General features: G+C 38.0%; 12 protein-coding genes, 1 tRNA gene and 2 pseudogenes. 11 read left to right on the forward strand and 4 right to left on the reverse strand.

Features of this window, described 5'->3' with window-relative positions; all coding sequences use genetic code 11:
• Nucleotides 1–256: 256 nt before the first annotated feature.
• Nucleotides 257–691 (reverse strand): annotated as a pseudogene (locus AC21OH_RS03745) (DDE-type integrase/transposase/recombinase); the annotation flags it as partial.
• A 417-nt stretch (nucleotides 692–1,108) separates the two neighbouring features.
• On the opposite strand from AC21OH_RS03745, the gene AC21OH_RS03750 reads away from it, so the two are divergent.
• From AC21OH_RS03750 to AC21OH_RS03765, 4 genes are all read left to right on the forward strand, one after another.
• The gene (locus AC21OH_RS03750; RefSeq protein WP_487371057.1) at nucleotides 1,109–1,666 is read left to right on the forward strand and encodes a CdiA family toxin C-terminal domain-containing protein; all 558 of its coding nucleotides are present in this window, start codon (nucleotides 1,109–1,111) and stop codon (nucleotides 1,664–1,666) included.
• On the forward strand, nucleotides 1,650–2,081 hold the full coding sequence (gene cdiI / locus AC21OH_RS03755; RefSeq protein WP_487371056.1) for a ribonuclease toxin immunity protein CdiI: 432 nt from the start codon (nucleotides 1,650–1,652) through the stop codon (nucleotides 2,079–2,081). The genes AC21OH_RS03750 and cdiI overlap by 17 nt, the downstream gene beginning before the upstream one ends.
• The gene (locus tag AC21OH_RS03760; RefSeq protein WP_487371055.1) at nucleotides 2,057–3,319 is read left to right on the forward strand and encodes a VENN motif pre-toxin domain-containing protein; all 1,263 of its coding nucleotides are present in this window, start codon (nucleotides 2,057–2,059) and stop codon (nucleotides 3,317–3,319) included. Before cdiI ends, AC21OH_RS03760 begins: the two co-directional genes overlap by 25 nt.
• 116 nt (nucleotides 3,320–3,435) lie before the next feature.
• Nucleotides 3,436–3,957 (forward strand): hypothetical protein, encoded by a 522-nt coding sequence (locus tag AC21OH_RS03765; protein ID WP_487371054.1) that lies wholly within the window; start codon nucleotides 3,436–3,438, stop codon nucleotides 3,955–3,957.
• A 413-nt stretch (nucleotides 3,958–4,370) separates the two neighbouring features.
• On the opposite strand, the gene AC21OH_RS03770 is transcribed toward AC21OH_RS03765, so the two are convergent.
• A tRNA-Asp gene (locus tag AC21OH_RS03770) sits at nucleotides 4,371–4,447 on the reverse strand.
• A gap of 496 nt (nucleotides 4,448–4,943) precedes the next feature.
• Here AC21OH_RS03770 and ftsY point away from each other — a divergent pair.
• The 3 genes and pseudogenes from ftsY to AC21OH_RS03785 all read left to right on the forward strand — a co-directional run.
• Complete coding sequence (gene ftsY, locus AC21OH_RS03775; protein WP_487371053.1) at nucleotides 4,944–6,143, forward strand: signal recognition particle-docking protein FtsY; 1,200 nt, start codon at nucleotides 4,944–4,946, stop codon at nucleotides 6,141–6,143.
• A gap of 140 nt (nucleotides 6,144–6,283) precedes the next feature.
• Complete coding sequence (locus AC21OH_RS03780; RefSeq protein ID WP_487371052.1) at nucleotides 6,284–6,853, forward strand: methylated-DNA--[protein]-cysteine S-methyltransferase; 570 nt, start codon at nucleotides 6,284–6,286, stop codon at nucleotides 6,851–6,853.
• 216 nt (nucleotides 6,854–7,069) lie between these two features.
• Nucleotides 7,070–7,231 (forward strand): annotated as a pseudogene (locus AC21OH_RS03785) (IS3-like element ISPar1 family transposase); the annotation flags it as partial.
• Between the two features lie 344 nt (nucleotides 7,232–7,575).
• On the opposite strand, the gene AC21OH_RS03790 reads toward AC21OH_RS03785, so the two are convergent.
• On the reverse strand, nucleotides 7,576–8,322 hold the full coding sequence (locus AC21OH_RS03790; RefSeq protein ID WP_487371051.1) for a YebC/PmpR family DNA-binding transcriptional regulator: 747 nt from the start codon (nucleotides 8,320–8,322) through the stop codon (nucleotides 7,576–7,578).
• Between the two features lie 193 nt (nucleotides 8,323–8,515).
• On the opposite strand from AC21OH_RS03790, the gene AC21OH_RS03795 reads away from it, so the two are divergent.
• The 3 genes from AC21OH_RS03795 (at nucleotide 8,516) to AC21OH_RS03805 (ending at nucleotide 11,545) form a co-directional block, all read left to right on the forward strand.
• Nucleotides 8,516–9,346, forward strand: coding sequence for an ion transporter (locus AC21OH_RS03795; RefSeq protein ID WP_486536443.1), 831 nt, complete (start codon nucleotides 8,516–8,518; stop codon nucleotides 9,344–9,346).
• 139 nt (nucleotides 9,347–9,485) lie between these two features.
• Nucleotides 9,486–10,793, forward strand: a complete 1,308-nt coding sequence (locus tag AC21OH_RS03800) for an ABC1 kinase family protein (RefSeq protein WP_487371050.1) — start codon at nucleotides 9,486–9,488, stop codon at nucleotides 10,791–10,793.
• A 65-nt stretch (nucleotides 10,794–10,858) separates the two neighbouring features.
• On the forward strand, nucleotides 10,859–11,545 hold the full coding sequence (locus AC21OH_RS03805) for a YoaK family protein (protein WP_486536441.1): 687 nt from the start codon (nucleotides 10,859–10,861) through the stop codon (nucleotides 11,543–11,545).
• Nucleotides 11,546–11,643: 98 nt separating this feature from the next.
• Here the strand turns inward: AC21OH_RS03805 and AC21OH_RS03810 are convergent, their stop codons facing one another.
• Nucleotides 11,644–12,153: an Lrp/AsnC family transcriptional regulator gene (locus tag AC21OH_RS03810; RefSeq protein WP_487371049.1), complete on the reverse strand. Its 510-nt coding sequence runs from the start codon at nucleotides 12,151–12,153 to the stop codon at nucleotides 11,644–11,646.
• A 244-nt stretch (nucleotides 12,154–12,397) separates the two neighbouring features.
• On the opposite strand from AC21OH_RS03810, the gene leuA reads away from it, so the two are divergent.
• The gene (gene leuA, locus AC21OH_RS03815) at nucleotides 12,398–14,149 is read left to right on the forward strand and encodes a 2-isopropylmalate synthase (RefSeq protein WP_487370540.1); all 1,752 of its coding nucleotides are present in this window, start codon (nucleotides 12,398–12,400) and stop codon (nucleotides 14,147–14,149) included.
• Nucleotides 14,150–14,168: the final 19 nt, after the last annotated feature.

A 14,168-nucleotide genomic window follows, 5' to 3' on the forward strand; every position in this document is an offset into this window, starting at 1 on the left:
GTACAATTAAATTTGTAAGATTTTAGTTATGCAACCTGATGACAATAATCAGACCACACCTGTCTTGGTAATTTATAGACTAAACTCTTTTAAATACTTGGCTGATTGTAGTACTGCTTAATATAGCCAATCATATCACCGATCGTTGCAAATCTCGTTTATATAGTCAAAGAACTTTAAAGTAGTCACAAGGCAACCGAGTTCAAGTACTACTAGAGTAGGCTTAACGAGGTTAACACCGTGACTCTTTATAAGTTCGCCGACTATAGTCTTGATGGTATACCAGATCATTCTTTAATACGCTCCAGAAGCTTTCTATCGGAACGTTGTCATAGCAATTACCTTTGCCACTCATTAAGCCTATAAATTGCTGCTGCTTGATGATCTTTTGATACGCATGGCTACATTACTTGCTACCCCAATCAAAGTGAACTATTAACCCTTTGCCGGGTCGTTTGTCATTAATGGCCATATTTAGAGCACGTCATACTAGATCGCAGTCATACGTTTGTAGTTGGCATAGCCGACAAGCTCTTTGGTATACAGGTCTTAAACACCAGCCAAGTACAGCCAGCCCTCGTTTGACCAAATATTATTAATATCACTGAACCAAATTTGATTAGGTCGACTGGATTCAAACTTTTTTATACAGCAAGTTTGGATATACTAGCTTGTTATGGTTAGAGTCACTAATTTACCGAGTATTCCTCTACGGTTTCTTCAGCATAGTTCAATGAGTATAATTAATGAATTAACCAACCGAAACCACCACCCACAAAAAAACCCCGCTACATGCACTGTAACGGGGTTGAAACTTATCTAAACTAAAAGTCTAAAACTGTTTTAAAATATGGCGCAGCGGACGGGACTCGAACCCGCGACGTGACAGGCTAGAACCACTAAATTACGATAAATTATATTAATGTACTTTATCATAGAAGTATTTATAAATAAAGGGTTTGAGTTGATTTTAATTTCTGACATTTAGCATAATTTAATATAATTTATATAAGCTATATTATAAAAAATGGTCACTAAAATATCCGAAATATTTGGATTTATAGTTTTAATAAATCCGAATATTTAGGTCTAGAATTTTATAATTTTTTTGGTCTTTGATATTTTTTCGAATTTTAAATGCCACTATGTAAATGCAGCAGGAAGTGCTGGAGTAGCAGCATTTAAAAGATTATCACAACAGAAAGCAAGAGAGAAGATTTTAAATGATTTAAAAGGAATGAGTATAAATTCTAATCTGAAGAACCATATAGCTAATGTAGATGGATTTACACAACGTAATGGTATTAAAGGAGGCCATAATAGAGAAAAGTTTGAAGCAGAGCTAAAAAACCGTGGGGGTAAAATTATTTCTGAAACACCAACTGGCGTTGATGGTATTGTAACTATAAAGTATGAAATTCATAAATTAAATAGTGCGGGTAATCAAATAGGATGGAAGGCTATAAGCTCCCCTAAAACTGTCTATGATCCAAAGAAATTCTCAGATGATGAAATTCTTAATATGGGTATAGATGCTGCTGCTAAAGGTTATAATGAGGCTATGGAAGCTGGTAAATCAAGTTATAATTCTACTGTTAATGGTATATCTTTCAGAGTATATCTTGACCCTAAAACTGGAGTAGTAGGAAATGTTCACCCTAAATAATTTTAATTATGACCCTATTAATCCAAATGATTTGTATTTTTTCTATGACTGGCGTTTTAACGTTACAGATGGTAATTATCAAAGTCAAATCATAAAAGGTTGCTTCAGTATATTCTATGCAGACGGTGTTTTTCTGGAATCAATAGTAAATGTTCTATTAAAATATGAAGATGCAGGTGTAGAAGGATGTTGGTGGTACTATCCTGATTTGGATAGTCTTTATCCAGAAGATGTATTTGACGGGGTATGTTTTGAATTAGGTTTTGATGAACCAACGAATAGAATATATATTACTGAGCAAGATAATTTTGAATATACTAAACTTGCGTGTCAACGATTTTTAGAAATTCATCCACAATTTAATAAATTTATAAAAAATATTCTAAATAATTGGATGCCCTTAAATCCCGTCTAATATTAGACATAAAAAGCTGGGCTTTTAGCACACCTATTTTTCGTCTAAACAAAAGTAACAAAACATTACTCGTCCATGCCCTATTAGGCGCAGCGGTAAGTGCTGCCACAGGTAACGATGCCCTAACAGGGGGCATATCTGCAAGCTCAGGGGAGGTGACTGCTACCTTACTGTCTAAGTACATCTTTAAAGTAGATGACCCAAGTGAGCTAACCGCTGAACAAAAGGATACCATAAGTAATATCACTACCTTAACAGGGATAGCTATTGGCTCTACCACAGGAGAAGTCACTGATGCCGTGAATGCAGGTGAAACGGCAAAAATGGCGGTTGAGGATAATCTTCTAGCAAGTAAAGATTTCGACACTCTTTATTCATTATATGAAAAAGCTGAGTCTAATAAAGGCATGTTAGGTTTCGGGAAGTATAAGTTATCTCTAGCAGACTCTATAAAATTAACAGATTTAGTAATTCTAGATCAAGTAGGAAATCAACTTCTTAAAAAATATAGAAAAGATCAAAACTCCTTAAGTCAGGACGAAATGAAAGCTCTTGGAGATATACTTAATTACTACTACTCAAGTGGTGGTAGTTTACAGTCTATTCAAAATATGCTTAAGAAAACTACAGGTCCTAGTTTTACTAATACAGACTGGTTATTTGAGCCTAGTATAGGTGGACAACATGAAGAAATTTTTTGGCAAGCAGCTACTACTAGAAATATTAATTCACAAGTTGAAGAAGTCGCTCGGTATGGAGGAGATGCAGTTTGGGCAGCACCTGGAAAAATGATGTATGTTGCAAGAATCGCACTTGGGAGTAGTGCAATCGCCTCTGGCTTAAATAAAGTTAAACAAGGGAACTATGGAGAAGGATATTTTGAAATAGGTACTGGTGGGTTGGCGTTTATACCGATAAAAGGAAGACCTATTCCAGCTCAGATTGCACACTCTGCATTAACTCATGGAAGTAAAGTAAGTACTGGGGCTGTCGCCACAAGAATTAATGTGGCGAATGGACCAACTCGTTTCACTCCATTGAAAAGTAATGGTAGACCATACGATGCAGGTTTTAATCATGTAATTGAAGGTCACTTTAATAGACCAGTAGCTAACAATAGATCTATATTTACTATTACGCCCAGCTCGTTAAAATCTATTTTACAGGATGCTAATACGGTTAAATCTCCAGTATATTCTAATGGTGATGGTACTTTTGTTAGAGTTGTTAATACTTAAAGAGTTATTGGTACTACGTCTATAAAAGAGGGTCAAAAGCCTACTACTTATATTAAAATCTTTACAGATGCACATGGCAATCTACTTACTACTTTTCCAGTTAAAGGGAATTGATAATGTCTGTATTAAAATTATCTTCGTTAAATAATCTTAAATCTAATTTGGATGATTTATCAAATACATCTTCAACAAAAGAGTTACTTGATATAATTCTGAATTGGATGAGGTCAAATAAGAAATTACTTCAATACGAACCTTTCAATAAGTATCTCTTATTGGAGTATTTGGAATACGATTATTCACTTTATCCGATTGAATATTCATCAATGCTTGGTGAGGAAATCGATGTATTCAAAAGAATTATTGATTCATACACTACTAAAAGTGAAGAAAGCCTAGCTATGCTTTTATCTGGAACACTTGAAAAAATAATTACCCTTGAGGTAGATGATATTTGTTATATTTGTGGTGGAGGTTTAGGTATGCGTGTTTGGTATGATGAATTAGCATCACAAGTAGTTCTTGATTGTAATGCTTGTCATAATACTTATAATTTAGACGGTAGCCTTCATAAAGTTTTGAGTCGTTTAAAACCAGCTACCTTAGCTCAACTAAAAGAATTAAATCTAATTAAATAACTATTATTTTCTTGACCCCTGCCGTCAAATCCGTATAGTTAAACTTGGGAGATTTTAATTAGGCAGCTTAACGATAAGGGCAAATTTGGGATCAGTTAGCATAACCAATTTTTAACAACCTTGGTCACAAAATGGTCACCGTTTGGTCACCATGCAATTGGTCACCGTAGATTGGCTTAACTACTAGCTAGTATTAATTAATAATCACTTTCTGAACAAGTTCAAAGCCAGTACTTACTAAATTAAAAGGGGAGAGAGTTTGTTTGAATCTCTAAATCTACGATGAGACAATATAGATAAAGGGATGAGATGAGGTAAGTGTTAAATCTAAAAAACACAAAAAAACCTCAAGTAAAAATACTTGAGGCTGAAACTGTGAGCTTAATGATATAAGCAAACTAAGTTTTAAAATATGGCGCAGCGGACGGGACTCGAACCCGCGACCCCCGGCGTGACAGGCCGGTATTCTAACCAACTGAACTACCGCTGCTGATCTCATTAGTAAGTTGAACCACTAACTAATATGGTGGTTTGCAATAACGGATAAACCGCGAACATTCTGACTATAAGACGATTGCTCTACCAACTCATCTGACGGAAAAGATATTGAATAATATCAGTCATTCTCGAATTGGTGCACGCTATTTTATACATAAAATCGAATCTGTCAATTCTTTAAATCAAAAAACTCAAATAAATCTTCCATAAACTAAGCTAATTTGTCTAAATCAGACATGAACTCAAGCAAACAGAAACTATAGTCAGCGAACTACTAAACGGTTACAGTGTTAACCTCGTTAAGCCTACTCCAGTAGTACTTGCACTCGGTTGCCTTGTAACCATTTTAGACTTCTTTGACTATAAATAAGAGGATTAAATAAGCCTTTAGCCAATTATGGTAAACTATCCCATACTAAAATTATTCGCTATTTTATCAAAATTTAACACCTTACTAATTATAAAAACCCATATACAAGAGATGCCCAATGAATAATCCTAATAATCCAACGCGCATAGTCATTGACCTTGATGGTAGTTTGGATGAGATAGATGATGATGACATCACCTTGCCAGATTTGCCCAGTACGCAAGATATTCCTATTATTGAAACGCCTCGTGTTGAAGAGCCAGAAGCGGTTATTCCAGCATTTCAGACAGAGCTACCTTCAGAACCTATAGAGCCTCAAACCCCTCAAGCTGACCCTGTCATTACACCGCCTCAAAAGACCAGTCAGCAAGTAGAAGAGGATAATAAAAAACGCGGTGGCTGGTTCTCACGTATGAAATCAGGCTTGACCAAGTCGCGTAAGAACTTAGCCGAAGGGGTAGCAAACATCCTAATCGGTGGTAAAGAGATTGATGATGAGCTGCTTGAGGAGGTCGAAGATCAGCTATTAATAGCCGATATTGGTGTGGACGCTACTAACAAAATTATCGAAAGCTTAACGGAGCAGACCGCACGCGGTGATTTAATTTACTCTCATTCTTTATATAAAGCGCTACAAAAAGAGTTGGTAGAAATTCTAGAACCAAAAGTTGCACCGTTGGTTATTGATACCACTAAAAAGCCATTTGTTATTTTAGTAGTGGGTGTGAACGGTGTGGGTAAAACCACCACCATTGGTAAACTTGCTAAGCGTTTACAATCAGAAGGCAAGTCGGTCATGCTAGCAGCAGGGGATACCTTTAGAGCGGCAGCAACCGAGCAATTGCAGGTATGGGGTGAACGTAATAACATCCCAGTTGTGGCTCAAGGTCATGGTGCAGACAGCGCATCAGTAGTATTTGATGCCATGCAATCTGCTAAAGCCAAGAATATTGATGTGTTAATCGCTGATACAGCAGGACGTCTACAAAATAAGACCCACTTAATGGCTGAGCTTGAAAAAGTGGTACGTATTATGCGTAAGTCTGATCCGACTGCGCCGCATGAAGGCATGGTGGTACTCGATGCAGGTACGGGTCAAAATGCTATAAATCAAGTCAAAGTTTTTAATGATGCAGTGCCTTTAACCGGTATAACCATTACCAAACTAGATGGTACTGCTAAAGGCGGGGTCGTGTTTAATATCGCCAATACCACTGACATTCCGATACGTTATATTGGTGTCGGTGAGTCGATTGATGATTTACGCGCCTTTAGTCCGAAGCAGTTTGTAGCAGCACTTTTTGAGACCGATGAATAGTCGATTAAACCTTTATCAGGTTTTAATGATTTTAGACAGCCCTAATACAGCCCCTAATATTGTTTACATTTATTCATATATATATTTATAAAATTATGGCACCTTTATAGGTGCCATTTTTATTTCATAAGGGAAGTTGAATGATAGCGACCATTACCTATATAGATAAATACCCACTGTTGTTAATAGCAGGGTCAGATTTTGATGCTCAAAATAAACTTATACCAAAACTATATACGGTTGAATGGCTCGCAGACAAACAAAGCTGGGAACAGTCTAAATCAATCGATAAATTAATAAAACATTATAAACTGTCTAAAGCTGATTTAACGTTGATTGATAAAAATAGCCTAAGCAAAAATAATCAATTACAGTCCCTATTATTAGATGCCATTTCTCAATTAGAACAGTATCAAGCTGGCAAGTTACAACAGTTTGATATCCCACTTGAATTGTCTTTAGGTACAGCGTTTCAGCAGCAAGTTTGGCAGGCTTTACAACTTATACCGTATGGTGAGACTATTAGCTATGCAAAGCTTGCGTCAAACATTTATAAACCTACCGCTTTTAGAGCGGTGGCCAACGCCAATGGTAAAAACCCATTTAGTATTATTATTCCTTGCCATAGGGTAGTGGCGAGTGATGGAAGCTTAGGAGGATATACTGGGGGACTTGATAAAAAGCGGCTGCTACTTAATATCGAGCAATAAATATATAGATTCTATTTTTAGTGTTTTAAACCTTTTGACTATTCATTTTGTATAAGCACCTAAATTTATGGTTATTAAATCAAATTGATGGTTAAGCTATGCTGAAAAAACCGCAGACTAAAAAAATGGGCAAATTAAATAAGATAACTAAGAGCTTACCATGACTAATAAAGTTAAAGATACAGTTAAGAAATTAAAGCAGAAGCGGTTAAGGCAATGGAGAATAATGTTGGCTGTATCTGTGCCACAGCAAGGCAGTTAGGGCTACCAATGCAAACACTGGCTAATTGGCTACGCTAAGCCATTCAAGATAAGCTTAGAGGTGCTAAACAGTTTGATCCTGTGCCAATGGCTGTTATTGAAGAGAATAAGTGTTTATAGTAAGAATAAGAGATTGCGTGTTATGAGCGAGTGATATTAAATGAAGAGGAATAAAGCGAAACACTGCTTCGCCCCGACGCATGGCAAGCGCCATGCTCGAGTGGAGTCAGGATTCAGCAGAGTTTAGATATGATATCGCCAAGAAAGGTTTAAATGGATTTATATTCAAAAGCTAAATCAAAATCTACCAAGTTTAGGTGTACGGATTTGACGGCGTAGTCAGTAGGCTTAACGAGCTTAAAGCCCTAATCGTTTAGTAGTTCGCTGGCTATATGTTTAAAACGGTACTGTTTATCTGTTAATGTCGATATGTCTATAAGTTTTTATTGATCAAACAACACTTAAGATAGCTGCTCTAATATCTCATCTGGGAAATCAACATTTGTATGCACGTCTTGCACGTCGTCAATATCCTCAAGCATATCTATCATTTTCATAACTTTTTCAGCATCATCTATATTGTTAATGATAGCCGTGGTTGAGGGCGACATAGTGACTTCTGCATTTACAGACTCAAACCCTGCCTCATTCAACGCGTCTTTGACACTACCGAAATTATCAGGTTCGGTGATGACCAGTAGGCTCTCTCCATCATTTTCGATATCCAAAGCACCCGCATCTAAAGCAACCAACATAATGTCGTCTTCTAGTGTCACATCATCAAACACAATCTCTCCACGCTTGGTAAATAAATAAGCCACTGAGCCTGCTGTGCCCAGATTACCATCATATTTGGTAAAGGCATGACGCACTTCACTCACGGTACGGTTTACATTATCTGTCATGGTTTCAACTAAAACGGCAACACCGCCTACCCCGTAACCCTCGTAGGTGAGTTCATCCATTTCACCACCTTCGGTATTACCGGCGCCGCGTTCGATTGCCCGCTGTATCGTATCTTTAGTCATATTCGCTGAAAGCGCTTTTTCAACAGCAGCACGTAAACGTGGGTTTGTTTCGGGATCTGGATCGCCCTGTTTGGTCGCTGACACCAATTCTCGAATGATTTTAGTAAAGACCTTGCCACGTTTAGCATCTTCTTTGGCTTTTTTATGTTTTATGTTTGCCCATTTGGAATGACCAGCCATAGTGTATTTATCCCTATTAGAAATGTTTAGGTGTATTATAAACTTATTTATAGCTTGTTATATTTTGATAAATTATAACAGACCTTATTTCATTCAATTCATAAATTAACTTAAAACAAATATGAGTATAGAGTCACATTATTAGATTTATGAAGTATAATGAAGCACAATTATAGGTTAGCTGCCCGTATTTATGAAAAAAATTAGCTCAAATAGCCTCAATAGTTTGCGAAATAGGATTCATGTTGTCATTGAAGGCACCGACACGCCTTTAGGTAAATTCTTTGATATAATTTTATTAATTGCAATTGCTGCAAGTGTTGGTGTGGTGATGTTAGACAGTGTTCTATTTTTGCGATTGCAATATGGGACTATATTTTGGTATGCAGAGTGGTTTTTTACAGTTTTATTCACCCTTGAATACGCATTAAGGTTATTTTCTGCGCCCAATCGTATACGCTACGCGTTTAGCTTTTTTGGTATTGTTGATTTATTGTCCGTATTACCTAGTTATCTTAGTATTATTTTTGGCGGCGTACAATATCTATTGGTGGTACGCATCCTGCGTATTCTTAGGGTCTTTCGAGTTCTTAAGCTTAAGTCGTATATGCAGCAAGCGGGATTTTTGGCATCCGCGCTCAAAACCAGTCAGCAAAAGATCACTGTTTTTTTCTTATCCGTATTGTTGCTTGTCACCATATTCGGCTCCGTTGTCTATGTGGTCGAAGGACCGCAAAACGGATTTACCAGTATTCCTGTGTCCATCTATTGGGCAATTGTAACTTTAACGACAGTAGGGTATGGTGATATTTCTCCAAAAACTCCTATAGGTCAAGCCATAGCGAGTATGGTCATGATTACAGGTTATTCTATTATTGCCGTGCCAACGGGTATCTTTACCTCTGAATTATCAAAGAGTATGCGTCCTCAACTGCACCCAGTGACTTGCCCGCAATGTGGCAAGTTTGGTCATGCTGCCGCTGCACAATTTTGCGATCGCTGTGGTCATGAGCTTCATATTTAATTAGCTTTATATTTAATTAGCTTCATATTTAAAAAGCTACAGATTAAATAGACAACTATTGATTATTTATTAAAACTGACCACTACAATCACTATGTTAAAACCAAACTAGCACCCTTTAAAAAGTAGGCTGTAAACTTATGCCAGGAATATTAAAAAAATCTTTTAATGTCGTCAATCGTGTGCGTCATACAGCAAGCGTTGCCGGGTTATCCGCTTTACGAGTGGCTAAAGGGGAACGTCCTGACGCAGTAATGCTTCGAGAAACCTTTGAGCAGCTTGGCACAACGTATATTAAAATCGGTCAATTTATAGCCAGTACGCCTTCCTTGTTTCCACGCGACTATGTCATTGCTTTTCAAGACTGTTTGGATCAGACCACACCGCTATCGTACAAATATATCGAACAAGTGCTTAAAGAAGAGCTGCTTAACGGTGACGATAGCTTTGACGATTATTTTCAAAACATTGATAAAACTCCTTTGGCTTCTGCAAGCATTGCGCAGGTTCATGCTGCTACTTTAAAAGACGGTCGTGATGTTGTCCTTAAAGTTCAAAAGCCGGGCGTAGGCACCATCATGCAAACGGATTTAGGTGTTTTACACGCTGTTACCAAGATTTTAGAACGCGTTGTGCCGAATATGAAGTTTGCAAGTTTGTCTCCTATTATTGATGAGATAAGAACGCGTATGCTATCTGAGACCGACTTTATTGCAGAAGCGCAAAATATACGTGACTTCCAGCAGTTTTTGCAAATGACTGGCAATACTAAAGTGGTTGCACCAGAGGTGGTCGATGAGCTGACTACAAAGCGTGTGCTAACCATGAGCCGTTTGTATGGGATGTCCATGGTAGATGAAGTGGCCATGCGCCAGTACTGTGATGACCCTGCGCAAGTTATGGCAGATACGCTTAATACTTGGTTTGCCAGTCTAATGTATTGTAATAGCTTTCATGCAGACTTGCATGCGGGCAATTTGATGTTGTTAAAAGATGGTAGAATTGGATTTATAGACTTTGGCATCGTCGGGTCATTAAAACCTGAAAGCTGGCAGGCCTGTATGGGCATGATGCAAGCCTTACAACAAAACGATTATGTGACCATGGCGAGTTGTATGATTGACATGGGCATGACACATGATCGCGAAAAAGTCGATCAAGGGCAGCTGGCAGGTGATTTGGCCAAAATGATTACGCGAATTATGGCTGAAGATAAGACTTATACCAGTGGTAAGCCTTTTAATAGTAAAGAGCAAGCGGATGAGCTTAATCAAATGATGCTTGAGATAGTTGAGGTGGGTAAGCGTCATGGTATTCATTTCCCACGTGATTTTGCATTATTAACCAAGCAAATGTTATATTTTGATCGTTTTATGCGTACGCTTGCGCCTAATATGGATATGTTTGATGACGCCAGAGTGAGTTTACTCGGTCAAATCAATCAGTAGTTGAATGAATTATCTTATTTAAATTCTAAAAATTTAACACTATTTAAAGTGATTATTGAAGGCTTATGATAACTAAGTTGCCTTTATGGATATTAATAGGCGGGGCGGTATTAGCATTTAGCGCAGGTAGCGTAAATATTATTGCGCTGAGTAGTTTTACCAATCTTTCGGTATCCCATGTTACAGGGAACGTAAGTTTGTTTTCGTCTGCGATTGCAAACTTTGATGCCTCATCAATTATATTTATCGGTGCATCTTTACTTTCTTTTTTAACCGGCTCTATATTAAGCGGCTTTTTAATCGGTCAGCATTCTTTGAGGCTTGGACGCCGTTATGGAGTCGCCTTGTTTATTGAAGCCGCTTTATTGTTCTGTAGTTTCTTATTATTCTTTCAGCATGATTATTTTGGTCAGTTATTAGCGGCTATGGCATGCGGGCTTCAAAACTCGATGGTAGCGACATATAGCGGAGCTGTTATACGCACCACGCACTTAACGGGGCTCACCTCTGATATGGGCGCCGCAATAGGCAACTGGTTGGCGGGCAGACCAATTAATATCATGATTCTAGGTTTTCAAACCATCATATGGTATAGCTTTTGCGGCGGGGGTGTGCTTGGCGCCTATGCATACTTCAAGCTTGGATATACCGCCATGTTGATACCAACGGGTATTGTGATATTAGCAGCGCTATTTTACCAGTTGGCTTCCAATCGTTTACCAGAAAAGCGTGTCTTACCATCTAAACGTTAAGGTCCCTTGATCTCACAATTGAATTAAATTTTTCAGTTCTACGTTGATCAAGTTATTCAGCTATTGAGCTATTTAACGATTTAATCGCTCACCCTCAATTATTTGGTTATTCCTCTATTAAATACCTCACGCAGCTCAAAGCTGGTATGTACCTGACTGACCCCGTCCAAACGATTTAATCGATGTAATAAGAACTCTTCATAGTGCGCCATGTCGCGAACCACAACTTTTAATAAATAATCTTCTGTGCGCCCTGTGACGATACTACAGCTGACCACTTCATCAAACTCTTGTACTCTATCTTCAAATTCTTGAAAGCGTTCTGCAGTATGTTTATCCATACTAACTGCTATAAATAAAGACAGTCGATAGCCGAGTTTTTGGGGGTCAACACTGGTATGATACCCTGTAATAATACCCGCTTCTTCTAAACGCTTGATGCGTCTAGCACAAGGTGTCGCTGATAAATGTACCGTCTCTGCCATATCGGTAATACTCATACGAGCATCTTGTTGTAGCAACGACAATAACTGCTGATCTATTTTATCGATTGAATAAGTATTGGCGTCATTTTTATTGTGCTGGTTTAGGTTGGTTTTATTAGTCATAGAAGTTAATAATATTATTGATAGTAGTGATTTTCACTATAACATACATTAAAATTAATGAAATAAACTATTTTATAAGTTTTATAGCTTTAATTTAGTGTAATTTTCTAAGTAAACTTTGATAAAATTACCCTCATGATAAATAACTACAGTCATTTAAACAATTAACCCTTATTCATATACTTAATTATAGATAGTAAATTTCTTATCAACTTTAATTCAATTATTTAAATAGAGTAAAGCCATGAGCCAAGTTACTGATCGTACGCCATCTACTAAACCTAAAGTAAAGCCTAAGTTTGAAGCTTTTGACTTTCGTAAATATCAGCCTTTTGCATTTGCGCCGCAGCTAAGTGATCGCACTTGGCCTGATAACACGATTACCAAAGCACCCATATGGGCAAGTGTAGATCTACGAGATGGTAATCAAGCATTAATTGATCCAATGACCATCGATCAAAAAATGCAGTTTTTTAAACTCCTTGTCGATGTAGGGTTTAAAGAAATTGAAATTGGTTTTCCCTCAGCTGCGCAAGTTGAATTTGATTTTGCGCGTAAGTTAATTGAGGAAAATCATATTCCTGATGATGTAACTATTCAAGTTTTGGTTCAAGCCCGTGAGCACTTAATTGAACGTACTTTTGAAGCTTTGCAAGGGGTTCGTAGAGCTGTCGTCCATGTGTATAATTCAACCAGCAAAGTTCAGCGCGACAAAGTGTATGCAAAAGATTTGGAGCAAATCAAAGACATCGCGGTAAAAGGCGCACATATGTTAAAAGATTATGCTGCCAAGCATCCTGATTCAGAGTGGGTATTCCAATATTCGCCAGAAAGCTTTAGCCAAACGGAACCTGATTATGCCATTGAAGTCGTCAATGCCGTTAATGCCGTATGGAAGCCTCAAGATGGTCAAGAGGTTATCATCAACTTACCAGCAACCGTAGAGTCATCGATGCCAAATGTATATGCCGACCAAGTTGAATACTTCTGCCGTCATATTAATCATCGAGAGCATGTGATTATAAGCTTGCACACGCATAATGATAGGGGAAGTGCGGTAGCAGCGGCTGAACTTGGCGTATTGGCTGGCGCTGATCGTATCGAAGGTACCTTGTTAGGAAATGGTGAGCGTACGGGAAATATGGATATTATGATTATGGCCATGAACTTATACAGTCAAGGCGTAGACCCTGAACTTGATCTTAGTGATATGAGTAGAATTGTACAGGTCGTTAGTGAATGTAATAATTTACCCATACATCCACGCCATCCTTACGTTGGTGAGTTGGTATTTACAGCCTTTAGTGGATCGCATCAAGATGCCATAAAGAAGTCATTAGACTTTAATGAAAAAAATAGCGATGCCACTCAAAATATATGGGACGTCGCTTATCTACCAATTGATCCTGCTCATATTGGCCGTAGCTATCAAGATGTAGTGCGTATAAATAGTCAGTCTGGTAAAGGGGGCGTCGCATATATCTTGCAGCGTAACTATGGCTTTAACTTACCCCGCTGGATGCAGATTGACTTTAGCCGTGTTATACAGCAAAAAGCGGAAGACGCAGCGCGCGAGCTTAAAAACGACGAGATTCTTGAAGCGTTTGAGAGCACCTATTTACAAAATTCTGACTATCAATTATTAGATCACAGCGTCAATAATAAAGGTGGAGAAGTTGAATTTAACGGTCAAATTACTCTAAATGGTGAAACGGTGGACATATCAGGTAACGGCAATGGCCCGCTTTCATCATTCATAGATGGGGTTGCTCGCCATACAGGTAAGCAGCTGCATATCATTAACTATTCTGAACACGCGATTAATCCTGAGTTTCAGCAAGAAGGCGGTGGTGATAGTGATAAAACCAATGCCAAAGCGGCTGCTTATATTCAGCTTAATGTAGATGGGGAGATTTACTCAGGAATTGGAACTCATACCAGTACCGTTTCTGCGATGTTGAAAGGGGCGTTATCGGCGCTTTCTCAAGCGCTTTAGATAACTTACTATTGTTAAC

The organism is Psychrobacter sp. CX10 (assembly GCF_057621575.2).

Bases quoted from the DNA above. Each gene is read 5' to 3' on its own strand.
- cdiI (WP_487371056.1), top strand. From the start codon at position 1,650: ATGTTCACCCTAAATAATTTTAATTATGACCCTATTAATCCAAATGAT.
- AC21OH_RS03765 (WP_487371054.1), top strand. From the start codon at position 3,436: ATGTCTGTATTAAAATTATCTTCGTTAAATAATCTTAAATCTAATTTG.
- ftsY (WP_487371053.1), top strand. From the start codon at position 4,944: ATGAATAATCCTAATAATCCAACGCGCATAGTCATTGACCTTGATGGT.
- AC21OH_RS03780 (WP_487371052.1), top strand. From the start codon at position 6,284: ATGATAGCGACCATTACCTATATAGATAAATACCCACTGTTGTTAATA.
- AC21OH_RS03790 (WP_487371051.1), bottom strand. From the start codon at position 8,322: ATGGCTGGTCATTCCAAATGGGCAAACATAAAACATAAAAAAGCCAAA.
- AC21OH_RS03795 (WP_486536443.1), top strand. From the start codon at position 8,516: ATGAAAAAAATTAGCTCAAATAGCCTCAATAGTTTGCGAAATAGGATT.
- AC21OH_RS03800 (WP_487371050.1), top strand. From the start codon at position 9,486: ATGCCAGGAATATTAAAAAAATCTTTTAATGTCGTCAATCGTGTGCGT.
- AC21OH_RS03805 (WP_486536441.1), top strand. From the start codon at position 10,859: ATGATAACTAAGTTGCCTTTATGGATATTAATAGGCGGGGCGGTATTA.
- AC21OH_RS03810 (WP_487371049.1), bottom strand. From the start codon at position 12,153: ATGACTAATAAAACCAACCTAAACCAGCACAATAAAAATGACGCCAAT.
- leuA (WP_487370540.1), top strand. From the start codon at position 12,398: ATGAGCCAAGTTACTGATCGTACGCCATCTACTAAACCTAAAGTAAAG.